General features: G+C 69.3%; 17 protein-coding genes and 2 pseudogenes. 7 read left to right on the top strand and 12 right to left on the bottom strand.

Going from position 1 to position 25,284, the window contains the following annotated elements; genetic code table 11:
- Positions 1 to 31: 31 nt before the first annotated feature.
- Together JEQ17_RS44160 and JEQ17_RS44155 are read right to left on the bottom strand one after the other, a co-directional pair.
- Entirely contained in the window at positions 32 to 511 is a 480-nt protein-coding gene (locus JEQ17_RS44160) for a carboxymuconolactone decarboxylase family protein (RefSeq protein WP_200400538.1), read from the bottom strand.
- A 296-nt stretch (positions 512 to 807) separates the two neighbouring features.
- Positions 808 to 1,872: pseudogene (locus tag JEQ17_RS44155) on the bottom strand (NAD(P)H-dependent amine dehydrogenase family protein); the annotation flags it as partial.
- A gap of 399 nt (positions 1,873 to 2,271) precedes the next feature.
- Here JEQ17_RS44155 and JEQ17_RS44150 point away from each other — a divergent pair.
- Entirely contained in the window at positions 2,272 to 3,903 is a 1,632-nt protein-coding gene (locus tag JEQ17_RS44150; protein ID WP_200402033.1) for an ATP-binding cassette domain-containing protein, read from the top strand.
- A 68-nt stretch (positions 3,904 to 3,971) separates the two neighbouring features.
- Here the strand turns inward: JEQ17_RS44150 and JEQ17_RS44145 are convergent, their stop codons facing one another.
- A complete protein-coding gene (locus JEQ17_RS44145) occupies positions 3,972 to 4,856 on the bottom strand; it encodes a LysR family transcriptional regulator (RefSeq protein WP_200400537.1) in 885 nt (294 codons plus the stop codon).
- Between the two features lie 204 nt (positions 4,857 to 5,060).
- Between JEQ17_RS44145 and JEQ17_RS44140 the strand changes: the two genes are divergently transcribed.
- Positions 5,061 to 5,798 carry a DUF6585 family protein gene (locus JEQ17_RS44140; RefSeq protein ID WP_200400536.1) on the top strand — a complete coding sequence of 246 codons (738 nt, stop codon included), beginning with the start codon at positions 5,061 to 5,063 and terminating at the stop codon, positions 5,796 to 5,798.
- Positions 5,799 to 5,827: 29 nt separating this feature from the next.
- On the opposite strand, the gene JEQ17_RS44135 is transcribed toward JEQ17_RS44140, so the two are convergent.
- Positions 5,828 to 6,178, bottom strand: a complete 351-nt coding sequence (locus JEQ17_RS44135) for a PRC-barrel domain-containing protein (RefSeq protein WP_200400534.1) — start codon at positions 6,176 to 6,178, stop codon at positions 5,828 to 5,830.
- A gap of 242 nt (positions 6,179 to 6,420) precedes the next feature.
- Here JEQ17_RS44135 and JEQ17_RS44130 point away from each other — a divergent pair, with 242 nt between their 5' ends.
- From JEQ17_RS44130 to JEQ17_RS44120, 3 genes are all read left to right on the top strand, one after another.
- Entirely contained in the window at positions 6,421 to 6,837 is a 417-nt protein-coding gene (locus tag JEQ17_RS44130) for a hypothetical protein (RefSeq protein WP_200400533.1), read from the top strand.
- Positions 6,838 to 6,854: 17 nt separating this feature from the next.
- On the top strand, positions 6,855 to 7,223 hold the full coding sequence (locus tag JEQ17_RS44125; protein ID WP_200400531.1) for a low affinity iron permease family protein: 369 nt from the start codon (positions 6,855 to 6,857) through the stop codon (positions 7,221 to 7,223).
- Positions 7,224 to 7,313: 90 nt separating this feature from the next.
- On the top strand, positions 7,314 to 7,805 hold the full coding sequence (locus JEQ17_RS44120) for a nucleotidyltransferase domain-containing protein (RefSeq protein WP_200402032.1): 492 nt from the start codon (positions 7,314 to 7,316) through the stop codon (positions 7,803 to 7,805).
- Between the two features lie 58 nt (positions 7,806 to 7,863).
- On the opposite strand, the gene JEQ17_RS44115 is transcribed toward JEQ17_RS44120, so the two are convergent.
- The 6 genes from JEQ17_RS44115 to JEQ17_RS44090 all read right to left on the bottom strand — a co-directional run bounded on the left by JEQ17_RS44115 (position 7,864) and on the right by JEQ17_RS44090 (position 18,679).
- On the bottom strand, positions 7,864 to 9,480 hold the full coding sequence (locus JEQ17_RS44115; protein ID WP_200400529.1) for a glycoside hydrolase family 13 protein: 1,617 nt from the start codon (positions 9,478 to 9,480) through the stop codon (positions 7,864 to 7,866).
- 159 nt (positions 9,481 to 9,639) lie between these two features.
- Positions 9,640 to 10,515 carry a carbohydrate ABC transporter permease gene (locus JEQ17_RS44110; protein WP_200400527.1) on the bottom strand — a complete coding sequence of 292 codons (876 nt, stop codon included), beginning with the start codon at positions 10,513 to 10,515 and terminating at the stop codon, positions 9,640 to 9,642.
- 21 nt (positions 10,516 to 10,536) lie between these two features.
- A complete protein-coding gene (locus tag JEQ17_RS44105; protein ID WP_200400525.1) occupies positions 10,537 to 11,499 on the bottom strand; it encodes a carbohydrate ABC transporter permease in 963 nt (320 codons plus the stop codon).
- Between the two features lie 144 nt (positions 11,500 to 11,643).
- Positions 11,644 to 13,062, bottom strand: a complete 1,419-nt coding sequence (locus tag JEQ17_RS44100) for an ABC transporter substrate-binding protein (RefSeq protein ID WP_200400524.1) — start codon at positions 13,060 to 13,062, stop codon at positions 11,644 to 11,646.
- Positions 13,063 to 13,284: 222 nt separating this feature from the next.
- Positions 13,285 to 14,295, bottom strand: a complete 1,011-nt coding sequence (locus JEQ17_RS44095; protein WP_200400523.1) for a LacI family DNA-binding transcriptional regulator — start codon at positions 14,293 to 14,295, stop codon at positions 13,285 to 13,287.
- A gap of 100 nt (positions 14,296 to 14,395) precedes the next feature.
- Positions 14,396 to 18,679: a discoidin domain-containing protein gene (locus tag JEQ17_RS44090; RefSeq protein ID WP_200400522.1), complete on the bottom strand. Its 4,284-nt coding sequence runs from the start codon at positions 18,677 to 18,679 to the stop codon at positions 14,396 to 14,398.
- A 509-nt stretch (positions 18,680 to 19,188) separates the two neighbouring features.
- On the opposite strand from JEQ17_RS44090, the gene JEQ17_RS44085 reads away from it, so the two are divergent.
- The gene (locus tag JEQ17_RS44085; RefSeq protein WP_200400521.1) at positions 19,189 to 22,638 is read left to right on the top strand and encodes a CARDB domain-containing protein; all 3,450 of its coding nucleotides are present in this window, start codon (positions 19,189 to 19,191) and stop codon (positions 22,636 to 22,638) included.
- A 457-nt stretch (positions 22,639 to 23,095) separates the two neighbouring features.
- Here the strand turns inward: JEQ17_RS44085 and JEQ17_RS44080 are convergent, their stop codons facing one another.
- Both JEQ17_RS44080 and JEQ17_RS44075 read right to left on the bottom strand, forming a co-directional pair.
- On the bottom strand, positions 23,096 to 23,740 hold the full coding sequence (locus tag JEQ17_RS44080) for a LuxR C-terminal-related transcriptional regulator (protein WP_200400519.1): 645 nt from the start codon (positions 23,738 to 23,740) through the stop codon (positions 23,096 to 23,098).
- Positions 23,725 to 24,867, bottom strand: coding sequence for a sensor histidine kinase (locus tag JEQ17_RS44075; RefSeq protein WP_234048840.1), 1,143 nt, complete (start codon positions 24,865 to 24,867; stop codon positions 23,725 to 23,727). Before JEQ17_RS44075 ends, JEQ17_RS44080 begins: the two co-directional genes overlap by 16 nt.
- Between JEQ17_RS44075 and JEQ17_RS44070 the strand changes: the two are divergent.
- Positions 24,851 to 25,258 (top strand): annotated as a pseudogene (locus JEQ17_RS44070) (serine hydrolase); the annotation flags it as partial. The gene JEQ17_RS44075 and the pseudogene JEQ17_RS44070 overlap by 17 nt on opposite strands.
- Between the last annotated feature and the right edge of the window lie 26 nt (positions 25,259 to 25,284).

Below are 25,284 nucleotides of genomic sequence, written 5' to 3'. Positions count from 1 at the left end.
GCCCGGGTCTGCCGGGCGGCCCCGGACCGGTTCAGTGCCCCGGCAGTACGCACATGGCGTCGAGACCCAGGACACGGTTGAGCCGTCCGAAGGCGAGCCAGGAGCCGAGGCTCATGGTCAGTTCGACGATCTCGGTCTGGCTGTAGTGCGTGGTCATCCGGCCCCAGAACTCCTCGTCGAGGCCGTGGTGGTCCAGTGCGTAGCGGTCGGCGTATTCGGCGGCCAGGCGGGTGCGGTCGTCGAAGGCGTCGGTCGTGCGCCAGTGCTCGACGGCGTCGGGGAAGTCGTCCTCGACCTTGTGGCCGTCCCGCTCGGTCCGCCAGTCGAGGCAGAAGAGGCAGCCGTTGATCTGCGCGATCCGAAGCCGGGCGGCCTCGAACTCGCGCAGTCCCAGGGTCGTGTGGGCGTAGACGGCCAGTGAGAAGTTCGCGGCGGCGGGCCCGATGCCGGGGACCATGTCGCCCCACACGTACTCGATCGGGTGCTTGCCCTCGGGGATGTCGACGTTCATCCGGGACTCCTTCGTCCACGTTCCCGGCCTCGGCCGGGGCCGCAGGCGCGTCCTTGGGGTGCCGACAAGGGCCTGTCGGCGTCGATGTCACTTGGTTGTCACTTGGTTCCGGGCGCTCCGAGCGGCGCGGGCGCTCCGAGCGGCGCGGGCGCTCCGAGCGGCGCGGGCGCTCCGAGCGGCGCGGGCGCTCCGAGCGGCGCGGGCGCTCCGAGCGGCGCGGGCGCTTCGAGCGGTGCGGACGCTTCGAGCGACGTGGGTGCTTCGAGCGGCGTGGGTGCTTCGAGCGGTCCGGGCGCGCCGAGTCTGCCGACCGCCGGGCGCAGCGGCACGTCGAGGGCGTCGTACAGACCGGGCTCCGCGTCCACGAGCCAGTCGATGGCTCCGACGAGCCGGCCGACGGCGGTGGCGTTCCCGCCGGCGGAGCGGTTGTCGCCCTCGTCGGTGGCCTCCACGGTGACCTCGATGCGCGGGCGGCCCTCGATGATCACGCGGTGTGCTCCGTCGCCGTTGGGCGGTGACGGCCAGTCGGGGGCGCAGCTCGGGTGGATGCGGGTGATGTGCTCGATGACCAGGCGGGGTTCACCCTTGACGATGCCCTGCACCTCGAAGCGCACGGCGCCCTGGGTGCCGGCCTCGAAGTCACCCATGGTCCGGGTGCTCACGGTGGTGTCGAGCGCGCGGCGCTGCAAGGTCTCGCGGATCTCGTCGAGTTCGACGCCGAGGGCCCTGGCCATCAGCCGTATCTGGCCGCCCCACACCATGGTCGGGATCGACGGCGCGAGCATCAGCGGCTGGTAGTCCATGGGGTGACCCATGCCGATCAGATGCCTGACCGACTCCTCCTGCTCGTACGTGGAGTAGTCGAAGATCTCCTGACAGCGGACGGCGTCCACGACCGTGCCGAGTCCGCTCATCAGCAGGGGCAGTACGTCATTGCCCCAGCCCGGGTCGACACCGGACACGAACAGCGACCCGCCACCGTCCGCGATCGCCGCGAGCACGGGGTCGCGGAACTCGGGCGGGGCGTTGCGCTGGTCGTAGAGCGGATACAACGACGGAGTGACGACCACCGCACCCGCCCGGATCGCCGTGCCGATGTCGGCCAGTGCCTCGTCGGGGCGGATGTCACCCGACGCCGCGTACACCACCGCCCCCGGCCCCGCTGCCAGCACCGCGGCGACATCGTCCGTCGCCGCGACACCCAGAACCCGGTCCAGACCCGCGAGTTCACCCGCGTCACGGCCGACCTTCCCGGGACTGTGAACCAGTACCGCCGTGAGATCGAGCGCCGGATGCGCGTCGACCGCACGGATCGCCGCACGGCCGACATTTCCGGTTCCCCAGACCACCGTGGAAATCATGCGCGGAGCGTAACCTGACGAGTCGTCAGTTTCTATACCCTTGCACCACCCTCCCGCACCACCCTCCCGCAGCGGGCTCCGGCGGGCCGCGGAGCACCTCAAGCGCACACGCCGGTGCACTTCGACGCCGGGCACGGCAGCGCGCGCGGCCGCACCTCGACGCCAGGCGCGGCACCCCCAAAGAGCTTGACGAGACGGACCGTATCGTCTAGTTTCTCATTCATCGGCCGGCATTCGGGGCTACAGCTGCCGACCGCACGACCCTGTTCACCGAGCAAAGGACCGCACTTGCACTGTGCTTCCGTCGACACCACCGTCACCGCTTCTCCTCTCACCGCTTCCCCGCTCAACACGTCCCAGATCGCTCTCGCCGAGGTGACCAAGCGCTACGGCGACCGCATGGTGCTGGACCGGGTGTCCCTCACTGTCCGGCCGGGCGAAAAGGTCGGGATCGTCGGCGACAACGGCTCCGGGAAATCCACGCTCCTGCGGCTGCTGGCAGGACAGGAGCCGGTCGACAACGGCAGCCTGACCGTCGTCGCACCGGGCGGGATCGGCCACCTCCGCCAGACTCTCGATCTGCCCGCCTCCGCGCGCGTGGGCGATGCCGTGGACCACGTACTGGGCGAACTACGCGCCCTGGAGCACCGTATTCGTGCCGCCGAGGCCGCACTGGGCGCGGCCGGCACCGCCGAGTTGGAGCACTACGCGGCACTGGTGGCCGAGTTCGACGCGCGGGGCGGGCACGGAGCGGATCGCCGGGTCGAGGTGAGCCTGCGACGGCTCGGCGAGCACGCACCACTGGACCGGGAGCGTGCGCTGAGCACCCTCTCCGGAGGGCAGCGCTCCCGGCTCGCGCTGGCCGCCACCCTGGCCCTGGCCCCCGAACTGCTGCTGCTCGACGAGCCGACCAACGATCTGGACGACGAGGCCGTGGCCTGGCTCGAAGGGCATCTGCACCGTCATCGGGGCACGGTCGTCGTGGCCACGCACGACCGGGCGTTCCTGGAACGCGTCACCGACACCATCCTGGAAGTGAACCCCGATCAGCGCACGGTACGGCGTTACGGCAACGGATACGCCGGCTTTCTCGCCGCCAAGGCGGCGGCCCGGGCCCGGTGGGCGTGGGATCACGAGCAGTGGCGCAACGAGGTCGCCCGACAGGAACACCTCGCCGACTCCGGTATCGGCATGCTGGCCGAGATCCCCCGTAAGTCGCCGCGGGCGTTCAGCGGCGCCGGCGCCTTCCGGGCACGCTCACGGACACACGGCGCCCAGAGCCGCATCCGCAACGCACGCGAGCGGTTGCAACGGCTGATCGAGCATCCCGTGCCGCCGCCTCCGCAGCCACTGCGGTTCACCGGCCGCGTCGAAGGCACGCCGACGCCGCCGACACCGACACCAACGCCGACGCCGACGCCGACGCCGACGCCGACCGCAGAGGAACCACCAACGGCAGTGCACCTGGAAGGCGTCCTGGCCGAAGGGCGGTTGTACGTTCCGGCCCTGAAACTCGCCACGGGCGACCGACTCCTCGTCTCCGGCCCCAACGGCGCCGGCAAAACCACCCTGCTCCAGCTGCTGGCAGGTGAACTGACGCCCGACGTCGGTCTCGTGCGCCGACCGCGCCGGGTCGGATTCCTGCGTCAACAGAGCGCGCCCGACGACGCCTTCGACGCCCGAACACTGCTCGCGGCATTCGCGGCCGGCAGGACGGGGCACCCCGACGAGCACGCCGAGGCCCTCCTCGCGCTCGGCCTGTTCCACGCCGCCGACCTCGCTGTTCCCGTACGGAACCTGTCCGTCGGGCAGCGCCGCAAGCTCGAACTGGCCCGGCTCGTGACGGCCGGTCCACTCGATCTGCTCCTGCTCGACGAGCCGACGAACCACCTGGCTCCCGCGCTGGTCGAAGAGATCGAGGCAGCCCTCGCCCGCTACACCGGCACGCTGATCGTAGTGACGCACGACAGGCTCCTGCGCGAACGCTTCCACGGGTCCCGCCTCGAACTACCCCTGACCGCAGCCGAGTAGACGCTGAGTCAGACCGCCGCGATGCCGCGCCAGGACTGACGATCAGGAACCCCCTCCCCGGGAACGGTTCAGTCGGCGGCGTCTCGCAGCAGGTCCCGCAGTTTCAATGCCGCCGGGATGGGGTCGGCGGGCAGTGCGACCTGTACGGTCCGGCGCAGGGCCGGGTCGGTGAGGCGGCGCAGGACGAGTCCGTCGGGGACCGCCCGGGCGGCCAGCGAAGGGACCAGTGCCACTCCCAGCCCGGCGGCCGCGTAGCCGAACTTCCCGGTCCACTCCGCGATCCGGATGATCTTCCTTGGGGTGAAGCCGGCCCGTGCGCAGGCGTCGGCGAGCATGGTGGGGCGGTCTCCGTACGCGCTGTGAAGCCATGCCTCGTCGCGCAGTTCACACAGGTCGACCGTCGCCGCTCCGGCCAGGCGGTGCCCGCGCGGCAGAGCGACGAACAGTTCGTCCTCGCACAGCACGGTCGTCGTGACCCCGTCGGCCGGCGGCAGACCTGACGGATAGTCGCTGACGACGGCCAGGTCCAGTGCCCCGTCCGCGAGGCGCTCCATCAGCGTGTCGGTCCAGCCCTCGACCGCGACGACCTCGACATCAGGCCGGGCCTCCTGGAGAGCCCGCAGGGCGGTGGGCACCAGCGAGATGTTGGCGGTGGCGAACGCGCCCAGGTGCAGCAGCCCGCCGTGCCCCGCGTGCAGCACGGCCAGCTCCCGCTCCGCCCGCGACAGCCTGTCGAGCACCTCCATGGCGTGCCGGTGCAGCGTACGGCCGGCGGGATTGAGCCGTACGCCCCGAGCCAGTCGCTCGAACAGCAGGCCGCCTGCCTGCTGTTCGAGCGCGGCGATGCGTCGGGACACCGCGGACTGGGTGTAGTTGAGCCGGGCGGCCGCCTTCGTGAACGATCCGGTCTCGGCCACGGCCACGAGCAGCCGCAGCGCGTCGATCTCGAACATGCCCGTCCCGTCTCCAGGATGCTCCCGCGGTCGTCACCATCTTCCCCCAACACATTCCTCAGATGCATGGGTTCCATGCAATCCAGTCGCTGGTGGAATGCATTGCCCCGCCCTAACGTCGTTCTCGCCGCGGCGTCCCGGGGGAATCGGGCTCCGCGGCCTCAGCTGCCCGACCTCCGTCACGCCCATCCGAAGCAGAGGCCCATGACCACACCGCCGTCACCGCCGTCACCGCCGTCCGAGGTCGCCGCTCTGGCCGCCCGTCATCAACTCGGGCCGCTCGAGGGCGCGTTCGCTCCCAAGCGTCTCGGGATACCGATGTTCGTCATCTACCTCAATGTGCTCGTCACATTCTCGGCGTTCTTCCTGGTGCCCGGTCTGCTCTATTTCTGGTGGCTGCGCCGCTTCCCGAACTTCAGCAGAAAGCAGGCGGCCAAGCGCCTCTATCTCTTCGAGCACGGATTGATCGTGCAACCGCGGCTCGGAGAAGGCATGACCGCCTTTCGCTGGGACTCCGTCAAACTCCGCCAGGACATCACCCAGCTGTTCGTCGATGGTGCCCCCACCCCCATCAAGTACGTCTACTCCGTGACCGCCACGGGCTTCGGCGGCGCGGAGATCACGGAGTTCTACGAGAAGCCCGAGACCTGGGGCCCCTGGATGCAGGATGCCGTGCTGCGCGCCCAGGGCCAGACGGCCCTGGACACGATCCAGGAGGGCGGGGCAGTCGACTTCGGCGCCCTCTCACTCTCCCGTGCGGGCATGGCCGCCACCGGGAAGGGTCGTCTCCCCTGGAGCGAGATCCAGGAGATCCTCGTAAGAGGAGGCAACGTCCACGTCATGAGGTCCGGCGCGTCCGCTCCGTGGTCGACCGTCCCGGTCAGCGGCATCGCCAACCTGCACCTCCTGCTGGCCATCGCCGGCAACCTCTGCCGGCGATAGCCGGAGATGGCCGTTCGGGCAGCCAGGTGCTACGCCCGGTGGCCGCCGTAGTAGCCGCCGAGCTCCTCGTGGTAGCCCGCGTCCCCGGTGTGCTTGTCCTTGTCGAACTCGGGAGCGTTCTTGATCTGCTCCTTGGTCCGGTCGACGTAGATCTTCTCCGCGGCCGTGTCGATGCCGCTGACGAGGCCGGCGGGGATCAGGACGTGCTTGCCGAAGATCCACACCCCTGTGTCGACCACGAGGTGGGACGCCCCGACGTCGTCGGAGTGCTTGTCGACCTTGCCGATGCTCCCGTCCGTCGCCTCGACCTTGTAACCGATCAGGCTGCTGCCGGCGGTGTAGCCGGTGGTGGGCAGATAGCCCCACATGTCCGCACTCACAAAAACATCTCCTTCGTCAATTGCTTGACGGTCGAATTAATTGCCTCGACCGATATTTTCTTGAATTCTTCTCGCCCCGAGTGCCCATCCCCCTCGACGGTAATCATCAGAGAACCGCGTGCCTCAAATCCAACCCGTTGTGCGGAGCGAGGCTTTTCAGACAGCCCAGGACACTGCCGGTCACATACTGGGGCCGTGAACGGGCACACGTATCTCACCCGAACCAGCAGATAGGACTTGTGGTGAGTGAACACGGCGCCGCTCCACCGGCGGTCGACGCGTATCTGGAGATCCTGCTGCGGCTGATCGACGCCCAGCCCGAGGCCAGCCTGACGATCTGTCTGACCACGCCCGGCGGGATCGTCGCAGGCAGTCTGGTGGGGTCCCGCATGTGGGCCGACCGTTGGGAGACCACGGTGTCGGCGGCCACCGGAGCGCAGGACCGCGCCGACCACATGGCGCATCTGGCGCACACCGTCCGGTCCGCCTTGAAACAGACGGGGCCGGATACCGGCGACGGACTGCACTCGTTCATCCACCTGGTCGACGTCACGTTCCTGTCCGTGCCGGGGACCACGACGGCTCCCCTGTGGCGCGGACGGCTCGCAGATGTGTCCGGCTGGTCCCTGGGCGCGCCCGCCGACCGGCCGGCCTCATGAGAACGGCCGGCGATCGCATGGCACCTCAGCACCCCGCCGATCGTGACGGCGACCGACCGGGCCGGTTCACGCGGCTGGCGGAACACGCCTCGAACTTCACCAGTTCCCCCGGCTTCTTCGGCGTGTGCCTCGTTCTGGTCGCGGGCGCGATCACCGCGCACGCGCTGAAGCTGCCCACGCAGTGGCTGCTGGTGGTGGGCGAGGCGATGTCCGCCGTGTCACTACTGCTCCTGGCCCTGCTGAAGAACTCCGAACGGCGCGCCGAGCACGCCATCCAGCGCAAACTCGACGCCATCGCCGCCGCGTTGCTGGAGATCCGACGGGAGGAACCGGGAGCCGCGAGCGAGGAACTCCGCAAGGCCATCAGCATGGAGAAGCAGACCTGACCGGCCCGGTACGGCCCGGCCGATCCCGGCCCGTCGCCACCACGAATGCGCTCGCCCGCCCGGTCGCCGGGCCGCTACCGTGCCCGTGTGATGACCGCCGCTGACGTACTGTCCGTTCTCGCCCTGTTGCGTGCCGCGGATGTCGAGGTCTGGGTGGGCGGCGGGTGGGGCATCGACATTCTGGTCGGGGAGCAGACGCGTCGGCACCGTGACCTGGACCTGATGCATCGGGAGGACCAGGAGCAGGCCGTCGTGGCGGCTCTCGCGGAGGCCGGGTTCGTGGAGACGCTCGACTGGCGTCCCGTGCGGTTCGTGGTCACGGACCCGCGCGGTCGCGAGATCGATCTGCACCCGTTGGTCTTCGCGGCGGACGGGTCCGCGGTGCAGGCCTCCCCGGACCCGCACCGCCCGTTCGTCTATCCCGCCCCGTGCTTCGTCAGCGGCGCGATCCGGGGGACCACCGTCCCCTGTCTCTCGGCCGAGCAGCAGGTCTACTTCCATCAGGGCTACGAGCCGGCCGACCACGACCGCCATGACATGGCTCAGCTCCGACGGGTCTTCGGCGTCACCACCCACTTCTGACCGACCGTTACAGGGCGTCGGGGAAGCCCTGCGTGGCGCCTGCCACGTTCCGGTGCCCTCATGTGCGCAGCCACACCGCCGTGTCGGAGGGCAGCCTGCCGTCGGTGTCCAGTGGGCCGCTGGAGAGCAGGATCTCCGTATGGTCCGGCAGGTCGGCCGGAGTGTCGGCCAAATTCGCGACGCAGATCAGGTCCGGCGAGCGGCGGAAGGTGAGGACACCGTCGGAGGAGGGCAGCCACTGCAGTGGTCCGTCCCCCAGGGCCGGGTCGGCGCGACGCAGACCGAGTGCGGCGCGGTAGAGGTTGAGCATGGAGTCGGGCTCGTCGGCCTGGCGGTCGGCGGCGTGGTCGGGCCAGCCGTCGGGCTGCGGGAGCCAGGGTTCGGTGCGTGAGCCGAAACCGGCGTACGGGGCGTCGGCCGTCCACGGCAGCGGGACACGACAGCCATCACGGCCCGGGTCGGTGCCGCCGGAGCGGAAGTGCATCGGATCCTGGATGCGATCCCGGGGTATCTCCGCTTCGGGCAGGCCCAGTTCCTCGCCCTGGTAGATGTAGACGGAGCCGGGCAGGGCGAGGGTGAGCAGGGCGGCGGCACGCGCCCGGCGGGTGCCGAGCTCCAGGTCGGCCGGGGTGCCGAAGGCCTTGGTGGCGAAGTCGAAACCGGTGTCCTGCCGCCCGTAACGGGTGACCGTACGGGTCACGTCGTGATTGCACAGCACCCAGGTGGCCGGCGCACCGACCGGGGCGTGTTCGGCGAGGGTGTCGTCGATGGCCGCGCGCAGCCGGGCCGCCTCCCACGGGCACGACAGGAAGGAGAAGTTGAACGCGGTGTGCAGTTCGTCGGGGCGCAGGTAGCGGGCGAATCGTTCGGAGTCGGGCAGCCACACCTCGCCGACGAAGACGCCGTCGTACTCGTCGGCGATCCGCCGCCAGGAGCGGTAGATCTCGTGCAGGTCGTCCCGGTCGATGTACGGGTGGGGGTCACGCCCCTCCACGAAGTCGGGCAGGTCGGGGTCCTTGGCGGGCAGAGCCGCGGAGTCGATGCGTACGCCCGCCACCCCGCGCTCGAACCAGAACCGCAGCACCTCTTCGTGTTCCTCCCGCACGGCGGGGTGGGCCCAGTTGAGATCGGGCTGCTCCGGCGTGAACAGGTGCAGGTACCACTCGCCGTCCTCGACCCGCGTCCAGGTCCGTCCGGAGAACTGTGACGGCCAGTCGTTGGGCGGGAGTTCGCCGTGCTCGCCACGGCCCGGACGGAAGTGGAAGAGCTTGCGCTCGGGGCTGCCCGGTCCGGCGGCGAGCGCGGCCCGGAACCAGGGGTGCTGGTCGGAGACGTGGTTGGGCACGATGTCCACGATGGTGCGGATGCCCAGCTCGCGGGCCTCGGTGATCAGTCGCTCGGCCTCGTCGAGGTCGCCGAAGGCGGGGTCGATGGTGCGGTAGTCGGCGACGTCGTAGCCCCCGTCGGCGAGCGGGGACAGGTACCAGGGGGTGAACCAGATGGCGTCGACGCCCAGTTCGGCGAGGTAGGGCAATCTCGACCGCACGCCCGCGAGGTCCCCGGTGCCGTCGCCGTCGCCGTCGGCGAAGCTGCGCGGGTACACCTGGTAGATGGCGGCACCGCGCCACCAGTCGTCGGTGTGGCCGGGGGTCGTACCGGGCTGAGGGGCTGCCACGTGTCGGTCCTTTCGGGGCAGGGGTGGTCTCCGCCGCCGCCCCGGACAGCGAGGCGTCGGGAACGGGGCGGCGACGGAGGATCGGTGGGGGCACCTGCGTGGTGTTCGCTGCGGGTGGTGCCCGGGCCGCGCGGGTGGTGCCGGACTGCGGGTGCTCGGTCAGCCCTTGAGGCCGCCCGCCGTCAGTCCGCTCATGATGTTGCGCTGGAAGGCGAGGAAGAGGAGGAGCGTGGGCAGGGACGCGATGGTCAGCGAGGCGATCAGCACGTTCTCGGGCACGCTGGTGGCGAGCGAGTAGATGCCGACGGCGAGCGTCTGCTTCGACGGATCCGGCAGGACCAGCATCGGCCAGAGGAAGTCCTTCCATACGCCGACGACGGCGAAGATGGACACCACACCGAGGATGGGCCGGGAGACCGGCAGCACGATGGACCACAGGACGCGCAGGGAGCCGGCGCCGTCCATCGCCGCCGCGTCGAGCAGTTCCTTGGGTATCGAGTCGAAGAACCGCTTGAGCAGGAAGATGTTGAATGCGTTGGTGACCGAGGGAAGCCAGATCGCCCAGGGCGAGTTGAGCAGGTTGCGTTCGACGATCGGCACGTCCAGCACGGTGAGGTACTGCGGTACGACGAGGACGGTCGCCGGGATCATCAGGGTGGCGAGCATCAGTCCGAGGATCGCCTTGCCGAGTACGGGCCGCAGTTTGGAGAGCGAGTAGGCGGCGGCGACGTCGAGCACCAGTTGGAAGGCGAGCGCGCCGAAGGCGTAGTAGAGGGTGTTCATCAGGAGTTTGGCCAGGTCCATGACCTCCCAGGCACGCTGGTAGTTCTCGGGATGGACGGAGCCCGGCACCCAGGTGGGCGGGGTCTGGACGGCTTCCTGGGTGGTCTTGAGTCCGCCGGACACCATCCAGTACAGCGGGCCGAGGAAGGCCAGCGTGAACAGGACGACGACGAGGGCGAAGCACACCCAGTACAGGACCTTGCCGCGCGGGCGGGCCAGTTGGGCGGGTGAGATGAGTGTGCGAGTGGACATGTCCGTGTCTCCCCCGGTCCCCTAGTCCTGCTCGGCGCGGTTGAGTCGGGTGTACGCGGCCGAGAAGCCGGCCAGCAGCACGAGCAGGAGCAGGCCGAGCGCCGCCGCGGCGCCGTAGTTGTTGAAGTTGAAGGCGTACTGGTAGATCAGGTACACGATGGTGGTGGTGGACCCTTCGGGTCCGGCGCCGCCGGTGAGCAGGAACGGCTCGATGAAGACCTGCATGGTGGCGATGATCTGCATGAGGAGCATCAGCAGCAGGATGAGCCTGGTCTGCGGAACGGTGACGTGCCACACCTTGCGGAGTAGTCCGGCGCCGTCCAGTTCGGCGGCCTCGTACAGCTCACCGGGCACGCTCTGGAGGGCGGCGAGGTAGATCAGTGTCGCGCCGCCCATGTTCATCCAGGTCGAGGCGACGACCACGGAGAGCATCGCGGTGTCGGGGTCCTGGAGCCATTGCTGGGCGGGGACGCCGAAGACGCCGAGTATCTCGTTGAACATGCCGTACCCGGGGTCGTACAGGTACTTGAAGAGCAGGACCGACGCGGTCGGCGGGAGCATCACCGGCAGGTAGACCAGCAGCCTCAAGTAGCCCTGGCCGTGCCGGAATTCATTGATGATCAGGGCGGTGACGAACGGTACGACGAAGCCGAGGATCAGCGCCAGCACGGTGAACCAGAGGGTGTTGCGCCAGGCCTGGCCGAAGGCCGGGTCGTTCCAGACGGTGACGAAGTTGTCCCAGCCCACCCAGCTGACGCGGCCGTCCTCGGTCTTCTGGAAGGCGAGGAGGAACTCCCGGACGATCGGATACCAGGAGAAGAAGGCGAAGCAGAGCACCGCGCCGATGAGGAAGCCGTGGGCGGTGATGTTGCGGCGCAGGTTCTTGCCGAACTCGCCGCCCGGGAGGTGCGGGGCACCGGCGCGGGGCCTGCGGGGACGGCGGTCCTTGACCACCGGGTCCTTGGTGAGGATGGGGGCCGACATGGTCGCTCCTTGACGTACTGCGGTGCCGCCGGACGGGTCGGGTCCGGGCACATGCCGTGGGAGGTGGGCTCTCGCCCGCGCCGCCGGTGGACGGCGGCGCGCGGGCGGGCCGGACGGCGGTGACACCGCCCGGCCGCCGCGTGGTCACTGGGTGGCGAGGACCTTGTTGACCTGGGACTCGGCGGTGGACAGGAGCTTGTCGATGTCGGCGTCCTTGTTGGTGAGGATGCCCGACATGACGTTGTCGAGGACCTTGTAGATCTCCTGGGCCTTGGGCGGTTCGGCCTTGCCCGGGACCGGGTTGTCGGTGAAGGCCTTGAAGTTCTCCACCGGCATGGTGGCGAACTCCTTGCGGGCGGCGTCGTCCTTGGTCTTGGAGCCGTTCAGCCACAGGTTCGGCTGCGGGAGCCCCACGGGCAGGGCGTCGGCCTTGGACCGCTTCCAGTCGTACTGGCCCTTGCCGACCGTGGTGAACTTGAAGTTCAGCCAGGCGATGGAAGCCTTGACCTTGTCGGCGGAAATCCCCTGCTTGATCATGTAGTTGTTGCCGCCGGCGAGTGTGTTCTCGCCGCCCGGGATCGGCCCCATGCCGAAGTTCTCGTACTTGGCGCCGAGTTGCTGGACCATGTACGTGACGTCGTCGGGCGCGGCGAGGAACATGCCCAGCTTGTCGGTGGCGATCTGCTTCTGGAGGTCGCCCCACTTGAGCAGTTGGGTCTTGCCCATGGAGTCGTCGTCCCAGCGCATGGCGTGGAGGTTCTCGGCCACCTGCTTGCCGGTCGCGTCGTTGAAGGCGGCCTTCTTGCCACTGGCGTCGACGACGTCGCCCCCGAGGCTGTACATCTGCGCGGTGAAGTGCCAGCCACCGGTGTTGGCCGCGCTGTACTCGCCGAATCCGGCGACACCGCCGCCGAGGTCCGCGATCTTCTTGGCCGCGGTGCGGACTTCCTCCCACGTCGTCGGCGGGGTGTCCGGGTCGAGGCCGGCCTCGGTGAAGAGCTTGCGGTTGATGAGCAGGCCCATGCGGTAGTTGCTGGTGGGCAGGCCGTAGAGCTTCCCGTCCTTCTTCAGGGAGCTGAGGACGTCGGGGTCGATGTCCTTGAGCAGCGGGACGCTCTTGTCGTTGACGTACGCGGTGATGTCCTGGGCGCCGTCGTTGTCGAGGACCTGGGGAAGATCGGTGAAGTACGTGTAGAAGACGTCGGGTTGGGACTTCGCCTTGAGCATCGCGGTGAAGCGCGGCGGTTCCAGACACTGGCCCGGTGTGGAGCGGCCGTTGATGGTGACGTTCGGGTACTTCTTGTTGAACTCCTTGACGTCCTCGTTCCACTGCTTGAGCTCGGCCGCCTTCGCCGCGGGGGGCATGCAGTCGATGGTGATGGACACCTTGGTCTTCGGGTCCAGCGGTGCGGCGGGGTCGGCTTTCGCACTGTTGCCGGAGCCGTTGTCGCCGTCGTCGTCGCTGCTGCTCGTGCCGCAGGCGGCGAGTGCGGTCAGCGTGAGCACGGAGGCGAGGGTGACCGCGCCGGCGCGGCGCGTGCGGCGGAACCGAGCTCTTCTCATGGGTGGTCCCCTTCGGGCATGAACGTGGAAGGCGCCCTCATCGCCGGTGCGATGTGGGGCGCCGCACACTCAACCACCACGAACAAGTGACCGCAATATCTCGCTCAGACTTCGTAAATGTTTGACAGAAGGACGTATACGGTTGATCTCAGGGAGGCGCGTGCGCGCAAGCCGAAGCGCGGTGAAGCCGGACGTGGCCTCACCGCGCTTCGGTCGTACGGACTAGTCCCGAGGAGCCTGTGTCGTCGAGCCGCGGACCACCAGCTCCGGCTCGAACAGGAGCTCGCCGGGCTGGACCTCACCGCCCTGGATCTGGGTGCAGAGCAGGTCCACGGCGGCCCGCCCCATGGCCTCGATGGGCTGGCGCACGGTGGTCAGCGGGGGTTCGGTGCAGTTCATGAAGGCGGAGTCGTCGAAGCCGACGACGGAGACCTGCTCGGGCACCGCGAGGCCGCGCCGGCGGGCCGCGCGGATGGCGCCGAGGGCGAGCGGGTCGCTGGCGCAGATGATGCCGGTGACGCCCCGGGCCAGCAGGCGGGTGGTCGCCGCCTGGCCGCCCTCCAGGGAGAACATCGACCGCTCCACGCACTCGTCGGGCAGGGGCCCGCCGGCCGCCTCGGCCGCGGCCTGCGCGGCGGCCAGCTTGCGCCGGGAGGGGATGTGGTCGGCCGGGCCGAGGACCACGCCGATGCGCTCGTGCCCCAGCAGGGTGAGGTGGCGCCACGCCTGCTCGACCGCGACGGCGTCGTCGCAGGAGACGCAGGGGAAGTCCAGTTCCTCGACCGGGGCGTTGATCAGCACGACCGGGATGCGCCGTTCGGCGAGCTGCCGGTAGTGGTCGTGCGGGGCGTCGGCCTGGGCGAACAGACCGCCGGCGAACACCACTCCGGACACGTGCTGCTGGAGCAGCAGCTCGACGTAGTCCGCCTCGGAGACGCCGCCCTTGGTCTGGGTGCACAGGACCGGGGTGAGTCCCTGCTGGGCGAGCGCGCCGCCGATGACCTCGGCGAGCAGCGGGAAGATCGGGTTCTGCAGCTCGGGCAGGACCAGGCCGACCAGACGCGCGCGCTCGCCGCGCAGCTGAGTGGGACGCTCGTAGCCGAGGACGTCCAGCGCGGTGAGCACGGATTGCCGGGTGGCGTCCGAGACCCCGGGCTTGCCGTTGAGGACTCGGCTGACCGTGGCCTCGCTGACCCCTACCTTCTTGGCTACCTGAGCAAGTCGTCGCGTCATGAGCGCAAGGCTAGCGCAAGCCGCGCAAACGGCTTGCGCCAGCCTTGGTGCCTCCGTTCCGTCTCCGTGAGGGACCGATGGACGCCTTTCGGCGACCGGGTCAGGGATTGATGTTGATCCTGAAGGTGGAGGTGGTGTTGCGGATGTCCACGGCGTTGCCGTTGAAGCGCAGGCCGTTGAAGGTGACCTCACCGACCGCCGGGCCCTGCTCCGGTTCCGGCATCTCGTTGGCCCACAGTCCGAACCCGGACTTCGCGTCGTAGGCGTCGCCGCTCTTGCGCGCACCCGTGATCGAGATGTCGGTGAGGACCGTGTCCTTGATCGGGTTCACCGGCTTCCCGCCCAGGTACTGGGTCTGGAACATGATCCCGTGGTAGGTCGGATCCACGATGTCCACGTCGTTGACCCGGATGCCCTGGAACACCTTCGAGGCGGAGAACAGCCAGATTCCGGGGAAGGTCTGACTGCCCCAGAAGTGGCCGCCGGAGCGGACCACCGAGACGTTCTCCACGGTCGTCGGCTCGGTGCCGAACCCGTTCATCGGATAGCCGAAGTCCAGCGAGCTGATCGTGATGCCCGAGTACACCAGGGTGTCGGCGATGTGGATGTTGCGGAAGGTGTTGTCGTAGCCGCCGTAGACGGCGATGCCCGCGGCCCGCCAGGTCAGGATCGAGGTCAGGTTCTCGTAGAGGTTGTCCTTCATGTCGGCGCCGCCCGCGTCGATCGCGGAGAACAGCGCGAAGCTGTCGTCGCCGGAGGCCCGGGACTCGTTGTTGACCACGTGGTTGTCCGTCGAGCCGTTGGTCATGTTGACGGCGTCGGCGAACGTGTTGCGGATGCGCGAGTCGCTGATGGTCACCCGGTCGGTGTTGGCGCCCCAGTAGAGGCAGACCATGTGCTCGGTCCAGGTGTTGTCGATGACGATGTCCGACACGTTCGCGAAGTCGAACACCTTGCCGGGTCCGTCGATGCGCGAGGTGTAGTTGCCGAAGTAGGCGAAGTTCCTGAACGAGGAACCCTTCGCGGAGTTCTCGGCCCGGATGCCGACGTCGGTGTTGTCCTGGCCCGACGGGGCGTGGAACTGCGTGTACCAGGGCCCGGCGCCGACCACCTGCACGGCCTTGCCGTACACCTGGAGCTTGCTCGACGTCTGGTAGTCGCCCGGCGGGAGGTAGACGCCGGTGAGCCTGCCAGTGGTGTCCATGCGGACCCGGTCCAGGGCGTTCTGCACGTCCTGGTGGCCGAAACCGGTCGGGACGGCGTACGCGGCCGGGTCCGGGTTGGCGATCGGCGCGACCTGCTCCAGGCTGACGAAGTCGATCGCGTACCGGGAGGTGTTGGCCGTGTCCTTCTGCAACCGGATCTTCGCACCCTCCGGAACGGTCTCGCCCAGCATCAGGTGCGCCTCGTCGTAGATGTGGCGCGGGGCTCCCGCGGACGGGGAGTTGCCCGGACCTGCCTCCGCCCCGTACAGCCAGGCGTACTTCGAGGTGAGCGGCAGCACCTTGCGGAAGGCGCCGTTGACGTAGACGTTGAGGGTGGCGTCGATGCCGCCACCGCCCGCGGAGTCCGGGATGGAGAAGCGGGTGACCAGTGTGTTGGTGGCCGCCTTGGTGGTGAACTCGACGTACTCACCGGTGCTGTTGAGGGTCACCGCCTTGCGGCCCGACGCCTCGCCCGCGAGGTCGCCGACGGTCCGGTTGGGCCCGACGGTCGCCGCTCCGCCGCCGGTCGCGCCGTCCTCCGCCTCGTACATGTCGAAGGGCATGTTGGCGCCGCGTCCGACGAACAGGGACTGGGTGGCGCTGTTGTTCTCCCGTTTGACCGGCAGTTCGTTGGCGTCGGCGGCGACGGTCGTACGTACCGTGTACGAGCCGTTGGCGGCGGTCCAGGTGCCCACCGTGACGGCGCCGGTGGTGGCACCGGCCGCGATCGTGCCGTCGTACGAGCCGGTCAGGGTACGTACGGTGGCGCCCTTGAAGTCGACCAGTGCGACGGTGATGCCGTGCGCGCCGCCCGCCGAGCCGATGGTGCCCTGGTTGCGCAGGGCGACCTTGAAGGTGACGGTGTCGCCGTCCGCCGGGCCGGACGGTGTGGTGGTCAGCACCGGCACGAGGTCGGAGCTGCTGACCGGGCGCACGACGAGTGAACTGGGGCTGGTGTAGGTGTTGTTGGTCTCGTTCTGCTCGATGACCGCACCGGCGTCGTCGGCGACGGCACTGAGCTGGTAGGTGCCCGCGTCCCGCGCTCCGATGGAGGCGGTGACGGTCCGCTGCGCTCCGGCCGCGAGGGCGCCGACGTCCGCCGTGGCGACCTTGGCGCCGCCCAGGCGCAGTGCGACGGCGCTGGCGGGTGCGGCGGCCTCGCCGCTGTTGCGGACGGTGGCGGTGAGGGTGATCTCGTCGGACTCGACCGGTGAGGCCGGCGAGGCGGTCAGCGCGGTGACCTCCAGGTCCGGGTTGGGTGCGGCGGTGCCGATCACCTGGAACTCGGCGATCTGCCCGGCCGGGGCGCCCGTGTTGGACGTGAAGCGCAACTGCACGTCCGCCACCCGCTCGGTGACGGGCACCGTCACGCTGTTGCCGCTCGACGGGCTGAAGGCGTAGTCCTTCGCGGCGACCAGGCTGGTGTACCCGGTGGCGTCCTGCTCGCGGCCGAGGACCTGGATGTTCTGGGTCCGGGCGCCCCAGGCGCTGTCCGGGTTGAGCTTGAGGACGAGCGAGGTGACGTCGGCGTTGGCTCCGAGCTTCACGGTGAGGGTGGCGGGGTGGCCGGAGCCCTCCCAGTAGGTGGAGGTGCTGTTGTCGTTGGCGTTCTCGGCGACGAAGGTGTGCACGGTCGAGGAGGCCGTGATCGGCTTGCCGACCGCGAGGTTGGAGCCGGGGCCCGAAGTGCCGTTGCGCGTCACGGTGTTGCTGTCGCCGGACACGTTCCCGGCGGCGTCCTTGGCCCGCACGAAGTAGGAGACCGTGGCACTCGCGGAGCGGTTGTCGGTGTACGTGGTGACCGTACCGGCGACCGTGGTGAGCAGGCTGTTGTTGGCGTACACGTCGTAGCCGGTCACGCCTGTGTTGTCGCTTGAGGCGTTCCAGGCGAGCCTGATCTGCCCGGCGGCCGGTTCGGTGAGGGCCAGGTTCGCGGGTGCCGTGGGTGCCTGGGTGTCGCCGGTCTCGCCGCGGCGGGTGACGGTGTTGCTGTTGCCGGACACGTTCCCGGCGGCGTCCCTGGCCCGCACGAAGTAGGAAACCGTGGCACTCGCGGGACGGCTGTCGGTGTACGTGGTGACCGTGCCCGCGACGCTCGTGAGCAGCTCGTTGTTGGCGTACACGTCGTAACCGGTGACGCCTGTGTTGTCCTCGGACGCCTTCCAGGTCAGCCGGATCTGGCCGGTGGCGGGCTCGGTGTAGGCGAGGTCCGCGGGGACGCCCGGCGCCTCGGTGTCGCCGCTCGCCGGGCCGTAGACCTCGAGTTCGGACAACTGGGCTGCGGGCTGACCGGTGTTGGCGGTGACCAGCACCCGCACGTACCGGGTGGTCGTCGGGTCGAAGGAGATCGTGACCGAGTTGCCGTCGCCCGGCGCGAAGGCGTAGGCCTTGGAGGCGGTCAGGTCGGAGAAGTCGGTGCCGTTGGCGCTGCCCTGGATCTTCAGGGTCTGGCTGCGGGCTCCCCAGCCGTCGGGCAGGCGCAGCACCACCCGGTCGACGCGCAGGGAGGAAGCCAGGTCCGCCTGGATCCACTGCGGCAGGTCGTTGTTGCGGCTCTCCCAGTAGGTGGCCTTGTTGCCGTCGGCCGCGTTGGCCGGCACATAGGTCTCGTGGTGACTGGCGGCGGTGAGCGTGCGGCCGCGCGCCAGGTTCGCCGAGGAGTCACCTGACTCGCGGACCTCCAGCTCGGAGAGCTGCGCGGCCTGCCATCCGGTGTTGGCGGTGATGTCGATCCGTACATACCGGGCCTGGGCGGCGGGGAAGGTCACCGTCACGGTGTTGGCGCTGCCGGGGCTGAAGGCGTAGGACGCGGAGGTCTTGAGCGTGGTGAAGCTCGTGCCGTCCGCGCTGCCCTGGACGGACAGGGTCTGATTGCGGCTCTCCCAGCCCGCCGGCAGCCTCAGCACCACCTCGTCCACGCGGGCGGTGGTACCCAGGTCCGTCTGGATCCACTGGGGGAGGCTGCTCCCGGCGCTCTGCCAGTACGTTCCCTGGTTGCCGTCGGTGATATTGCGTGCGGCGTATTCGGCGTGGGCGCCACTGGCGGTTGCGGGCCGTCCGGCGGCGAGGTTGGGCCCGGCGGCCGCCGCGGTGGCGGTCAGCGACGGCAGACCCAGCAGGAGCAGAGCGGTCGTGAGGACGGCGGCAATCCCCCGCCATCTCCGGCGTTGCGGTCTCATGTGTCCCCGATCTCCGTCCCGAACCGGATGTGGGCGGCCCCGGGGCGGCTGTGTGGGTGGGTGTCCGTGGGGGTGTACGTCGCGCTTCGATGTGCGGTGGCGCGCACTCTCTTTTGCGTCGATCGATCAGAGAGTTGCAGACGTCCGACGGTACGTCTATGGCGTGAGCATGCCCGAAATGCGGGCCTCACGAGTCCCTCTCACCTGCTGCACCACCGGGCCAGCGACTTTCGTGCGGGCTGTCGGAAAAGCGCAAGCGAGCACGCAAGTGACGCAAGCGGCTTCCACGTCAACTACCGGTGATACCGGGACCGTTGACAAAGCGGAGACGGACTAGAAACCTGTGGGCGTAGTTTCCGCAAAGAATCGACTGAGCAGCTCAATTTGCGCGCAAGGCCGGTGCATTCCTCAACGGACACTCCACTCCCCCTCTGAACTCCCCCGTGCCTGCCCCTGCGTGCCCGGCCCGTCTGTCGCGCTTCCGCGTCCCCCACGGAACAGAGGACCCCATGAGATGGAGACCCCTCGGCCGCCGGTCACTGACCGGCGCCGTCACAGCCGCGCTCATGACGACCGGGCTGATACCGCTCGCCGTCACGTCGAGCGCCCGGGCCGCCACCGCCCCGGTCGACAGCGACCGCGCGAAGGCGGCGGCCGTCGTCAACCTCGCGCTCGGACGTCCGGCCACCGCGGGCGGCTCGAACGGCCCGTACACCGCCGGGAACGTCACCGACGGCACCCAGACCTCCTACTGGGAGGGGCCGGGCGGCTCCTTCCCGCAGTGGGTCCAGGTCGACCTCGGCGCGACCCGGACCGTCGACGAGGTGGTGCTCAAACTGCCCGCCACCTGGGAGAGCCGCAACCAGACACTGTCCCTGCAGGGCAGCACCGACGGCTCCACGTTCCGTACGCTCGCGGCCTCCACCGGCCGGGCGTTCAACCCGGCACAGGCCAACACCGTCCCGGTCGGCATCACTTCCCCGGCCGAAGCGCGGTACGTCCGCGTGCACATCACCGGGAACACCGGCTGGAACGCCGCTCAGCTCTCCGAGCTGGAGGTGTACGGCGACGACGGCGGCACCACTCCCCCTCCGACCGGCACCAACCTGGCCCGCAACAAGCCCGTCGAGGCCACCTCCTCGGTCCACAACTTCGTCGCCGCGAACGCCACCGACGACTCCACCTCCACCTACTGGGAATCGGCCGGCCATCCCTCCGACCTCACCGTCAAGCTCGGGGCCAACGCCGACGTCGACGCCGTGGTGGTCAAGCTCAACCCGGACCAGGTGTGGGCGGCCAGGACCCAGAGCATCCAGGTGCTGGGCCGTGAGCACTCCGCGAGCGCCTTCACCTCGCTGCGCGACCGCGCCGACTACGCCTTCAGTCCCTCCCGGGACAACAACTCGGTGACCATTCCGGTCACCGGCCGCTGGTCCGACCTGCGGCTCCGCTTCTTCTCCAACACCGGGGCGCCGGGCGGCCAGGTCGCCGAGTTCCAGGTCGTCGGGACCGCCGCACCCGCACCCGACCTGACCGTCACCGGCCTGGACTGGACACCTGCCACCCCGTCCGAGCGGGACGCGGTGACCGTGAACGCCACGGTCCGCAACGCGGGCACGGCACGCTCGGCCGCCACGACCGTCGACGTCAGCCTGGAGGGAACGGTCGCCGGCAGCGGGACCGTACCCGCGCTCGACCCCGGCGCGTCCGCCACCGTGGCCGTCGCCGCCGGCACCCGTCCGGCGGGCAACTACGGCGTCTCGGCCGTGGTCGACCCGCGCAACACGGTCGCCGAACTCGACGACTCCAACAACAGCCGCACCGCCGCGAACCGGCTGGTCGTCGGCCAGGCACCCGGCCCCGACCTCGAAGTACGCGGAATCACCACCACCCCGGCCAACCCGGCCGTCGGCTCGTCCGTCTCCTTCACCGTCGCCGTGCACAACCGCGGCACCACCGCGGCGGCGGCCGGCTCCGTGACCAGGCTCCAGGTCGGCTCCACCACGCTCAACGGTACGACCGGCCAGGTGGCGTCCGGAGCCACGGCGAACGTGGCGATCAGCGGAACGTGGACGGCGACCAGCGGTGGGGCCACCCTCACGGCCACCGCCGACGCCACCGGGGTCGTCGGCGAGACCAACGAGAACAACAACGTGCTCGCCAAGTCACTCGTCGTCGGCCGTGGCGCCGCCGTCCCGTACACCGAACTGGAGGCGGAGGACGGCCGCTACGAGGGCACCCTGCTCACCGCCGACGCCAAGCGGACCTTCGGACACACCAACTTCGCCACCGAGTCCTCGGGCCGCAAGTCGGTCAGGCTCAACTCCACCGGCCAGTTCGTCGAGTTCACCTCGACGGCTCCCTCCAACTCGATCGTGGTGCGCAACTCCGTACCGGACGCCGCGGGCGGCGGCGGGGCACAGGCCACGATCAGCCTGTACGCCGACGGCACCTTCGTGCAGAAGCTCAACCTGTCGTCGAAGCACAGCTGGTTGTACGGGACCACCGACGACCCCGAGGGACTGACCAACACGCCCGGCAGCGACGCCCGTCGGCTGTTCGACGAGTCGCACGCGCTGCTGTCGCGGAGCTACCCGGTGGGCACCAAGTTCCGCCTCCAGCGGGACGCGGGCGACACGGCCGCGTTCTACGTCATCGACCTCGTCGACCTCGAACAGGTCGCACCCGCGGCCACCAAGCCCGCGAACTGCACCTCGATCACCGAGTACGGGGCCGTCCCGGGCGACGGGCTCGACGACACCGACGCCATCCAGCGGGCGGTCACCGCCGACCAGAACGGCCAGATCTCCTGCGTGTGGATCCCCGCCGGGCAGTGGCGCCAGGAACAGAAGATCCTCACCGACGACCCGCTGAACCGGGGCCAGTACAACCAGGTCGGCATCCGGGACGTCACCATCCGCGGCGCGGGCATGTGGCACTCCCAGCTCTACACGCTCACCCCGCCCCACCAGGCCGGTGGCATCAACCACCCGCACGAGGGCAACTTCGGCTTCGACATCGACCACAACACCCAGATCTCCGACATCGCCATCTTCGGCTCGGGCACCATCCGCGGCGGCGACGGCAATCACGAGGGCGGCGTGGGACTCAACGGCCGCTTCGGCAAGGGCACGAAGATCACCAACGTGTGGATCGAGCACGCCAACGTCGGCGTGTGGGCCGGCCGCGACTACTCCAACATCCCCGAACTCTGGGGCCCCGGTGACGAGTTGGAGTTCAACGGCGTACGCATCCGCAACACCTACGCCGACGGGATCAACTTCGCCAACGGCACCCGCAACTCCACCGTCTACAACTCGTCCTTCCGCAACACCGGCGACGACGCGCTCGCCGTGTGGGCCAGCAAGTACGTGAAGGACACCTCGGTGGACGTCGGCCACGACAACCACTTCCGCAACAACACGATCCAGCTGCCGTGGCGGGCCAACGGCATCGCGGTGTACGGCGGTTACGGCAACACCATCGAGAACAACGTCATCGCCGACACGATGAACTACCCCGGCATCATGCTCGCCACCGACCACGACCCGCTCCCGTTCTCCGGGCAGACCCTCATCGCGGGCAACGCCCTGCACCGCACGGGCGGCGCGTTCTGGAACGAGGACCAGGAGTTCGGTGCCATCACCCTCTTCGCACAGGGCCAGGACATCCCGGGCGTGACCATCCGTGACACCGAGATCTTCGACTCGACGTACGACGGCATCCAGTTCAAGACGGGTGGCGGCGCGATGCCGGGCGTGAAGATCACCGACGTCAGGATCGACGGCTCCAACAACGGGTCCGGCATCCTCGCGATGAGCGGGGCCCGAGGCAGCGCCACCCTCACGAACGTCACGATCACGAACTCGGCCGAAGGGAGCGTACTGATCGAGCCGGGCTCACAGTTCACCATCACCGGCACGCCCAACGGGGCGTCCGCCGCCCGCATGAACCGCTGAGCCGGGGGTCTCCGGCCACCGGCGAGAGGTGCCGGAGACCAGTCGGCACACCCTGTTCCGACCATCACCCGAGACGCCTGTGCCCCGCGCTCCCCCTCGGAGCGCGGGGCACGGGCCTGGGTGGCGCGACGCCGCCGACGTCACGCGTCGCGTGGGGTCGCCGCGAGGGAACGGCTCCGTCGACCGGCTTGAATCGCCGTGATGGCCGTTCCCGCATCGCTGGCACAAGGGGCATGCGTCAGCGACGGCGCAGAATCATGACGACGGCGATGATGACAAGGATGACGACGACGGTACCCAGGCCTATGTACACGGTTTTCTCTTTTCCTTCGAGGAGCGGCACCCAGCGGTGCCGCAGAAATGCCGAGTGCCCCCGTCACAACCTTTCAGCCCGCTCCGGCGACTCTTTGCCCCACCGTGACATGCATTCGTAATTGCCGACGGTGGCGGTGGCGGCTCAGCCTTCCAGGTAGGCGAGGACCGCCAGGATCCGGCGGTTGTCGTCCTCGGACGGTTCGAGGCCGAGTTTGCTGAGGATGTTGTAGTTGTGCTTGCTGACGGTCTTCTCGCTGACGAACATCCGGCCGGCGATGGCGGCGTTGGAGCGGCCCTGGGCCATCAGCGAGAGCACCTCGTGCTCGCGCGGGGTCAGCTCCAGCAGCAGGGGGTCCGCCGAGCGGTGGGTGAGGAGGGCGGCGACCACGTCGGGATCCATGACCGTACTTCCGGCGGCGACCTGCCGGACGTTGGCGACGAACTGGCCGACGTCGAGCACCCGGTCCTTCAGCAGATAGCCCACCTCCCCGGCGCGGTCCGACATCAACTCCCTTGCGTACAGCTGCTCGACGTACTGCGAGAACACGACAATGGGCAGGCCGGGGATCCGCTTGCGTACGTCGATCACGGCGCGCAGCCCCTCGTCGGTGAAGGTCGGGGGCAGCCGTACGTCGACGACCGCGACGTCGGGCCGTTGGGTCATCAGCGCCCTGATCAGGGAAGGGCCGTTGTCGACGGCGTCGACGACCTCGAAGCCGTTGGCCTGGAGGATCCTGATCAGGCCCTCGCGGAGCAGGGCGAGGTCCTCGGCTATGACGACGCGCACGGCAGCGACATCCTTATCTCGGTGGGTCCGCCGGGCGGACTGTCTGCGATCAGGGTGCCGTCGAAGGCGGCAAGGCGGCGCGCGATGCCCCGCAGGCCGGTGCCGCCGCCGTCGGGATCGGCACCCCCGCGGCCGTCGTCGGACACCCGCATCGTCAGCAACCCGGCTGTCGTGCCCGGGTGGGGCGTGAACTCCACTGTGATCCCAATGCGTTGGGCCCTGGCGTGCTTGATGGCGTTCGTCAGTGCCTCGGCGACAGCGAAGTAGGCCGCGGACTCGACCGGCGCGGGCAGCCGTCCGGGCAGGCGGGTGACCACCGTCGTCGGTATCGGGTTGGCCAGGGCCAGGGCTTGCAGGGCTCCGTCCAGGCCGCGGTCCGCGAGCACCGGCGGATGGATGCTGCGTACCAGGTCACGCAGCTCGGCCAGAGCGCCGGCGGTCGATTCGCGGGCCTCGGCCAGCAACTGCTGGACGGCCTGCGGATCGTGGGGCAAAAGCTGTTCGGCCAGGCCCAGATTCATGCCCAGCGACACCAGCCAGGCCTGTGCCCCGTCATGCAAGTCCCGTTCGATCCGGCGCAGTTCGCCCGCCTGGGTGTCGACGGTCTCGGCCCGCGAGGCGGCCAACTGCGCGACACGGGCGCGTAGTTGTGCCTGAGCGGTGGGCGCCAGCAGGGAGCGGATCACCCGGGCGTTGAGGTTCGCCAGCCGCTCGGCGGTGGCGTACCAGAGCAGGAGGAACACCGGGCCGAGCGGAACCAGTGCGAACGACTCCTGGACGCTGTCCAGACGGAATCCGTTACCCAGCGGCGTACGGAAGACCTGGGGAGGGGTCAGCGCGTACAGCAGCGGATAGCTCAGATAGAGGAAGCCGCAGAGGAAGAACAGGAACGACAGCCCGTACGTGAACCACCCGCTGATCGAGTTGGCCACCAGCCAGGCCCAGTCCCGCCAGGTCGCCGGGTCGCGCAGCATCGCCCACAGCCGTACCGCCCAACCGCTTTCGGGCGTCGGCGAGTAGGGCCGGGCCACCGGTTCACCGAGCCGGTCGGCGGCCCACTGGCGGTGCAGGTCGGCGAGCCAGCGCACCAGGACGGTCGACAGCAGGGAGTGGGCCGCCGGAGGCATGGTCTCCACCGCACGAGACTGGGCCCGCTTCGACAGCGCACTGCTGTCCGGCAAGCTCCTGCCGCCCGCCCAGCTCAAGGAGATGAAGACGACCGTCGCCGAGGAGTCCGAGTTCCCGAACCGCCGCTACGGGCTCGGCCTGGAAAAGGTGGTCACCCCCTGTGGCACCGTCTGGGGCCACAGGGGCCAGGTCCCCGGCTACTCCAGCGAGGACTACACGGACGCCACCGGCCGGCGTACGGTCTCGGTCTTCACCACGACCGTCTTCGGCATCGCGAACCCCAGGACTGCCGCCGCCAACCAGGCCCTGGTGAACGCCGCAGTCTGCGCCATGCTCGACAAGCCGATCCCCACCACGCCCGCGTCCGCGTCCGCGCCGACCGACTCCTGAGTCTCTCCCACGACGCCTGCGCGGGC

This window comes from Streptomyces liliifuscus, assembly GCF_016598615.1.
Classification (GTDB): domain Bacteria; phylum Actinomycetota; class Actinomycetes; order Streptomycetales; family Streptomycetaceae; genus Streptomyces; species Streptomyces liliifuscus.
The sequence above is the reverse complement of the archived record's forward strand: the minus strand, read 5'-3'. Positions and strand labels throughout refer to the sequence as shown.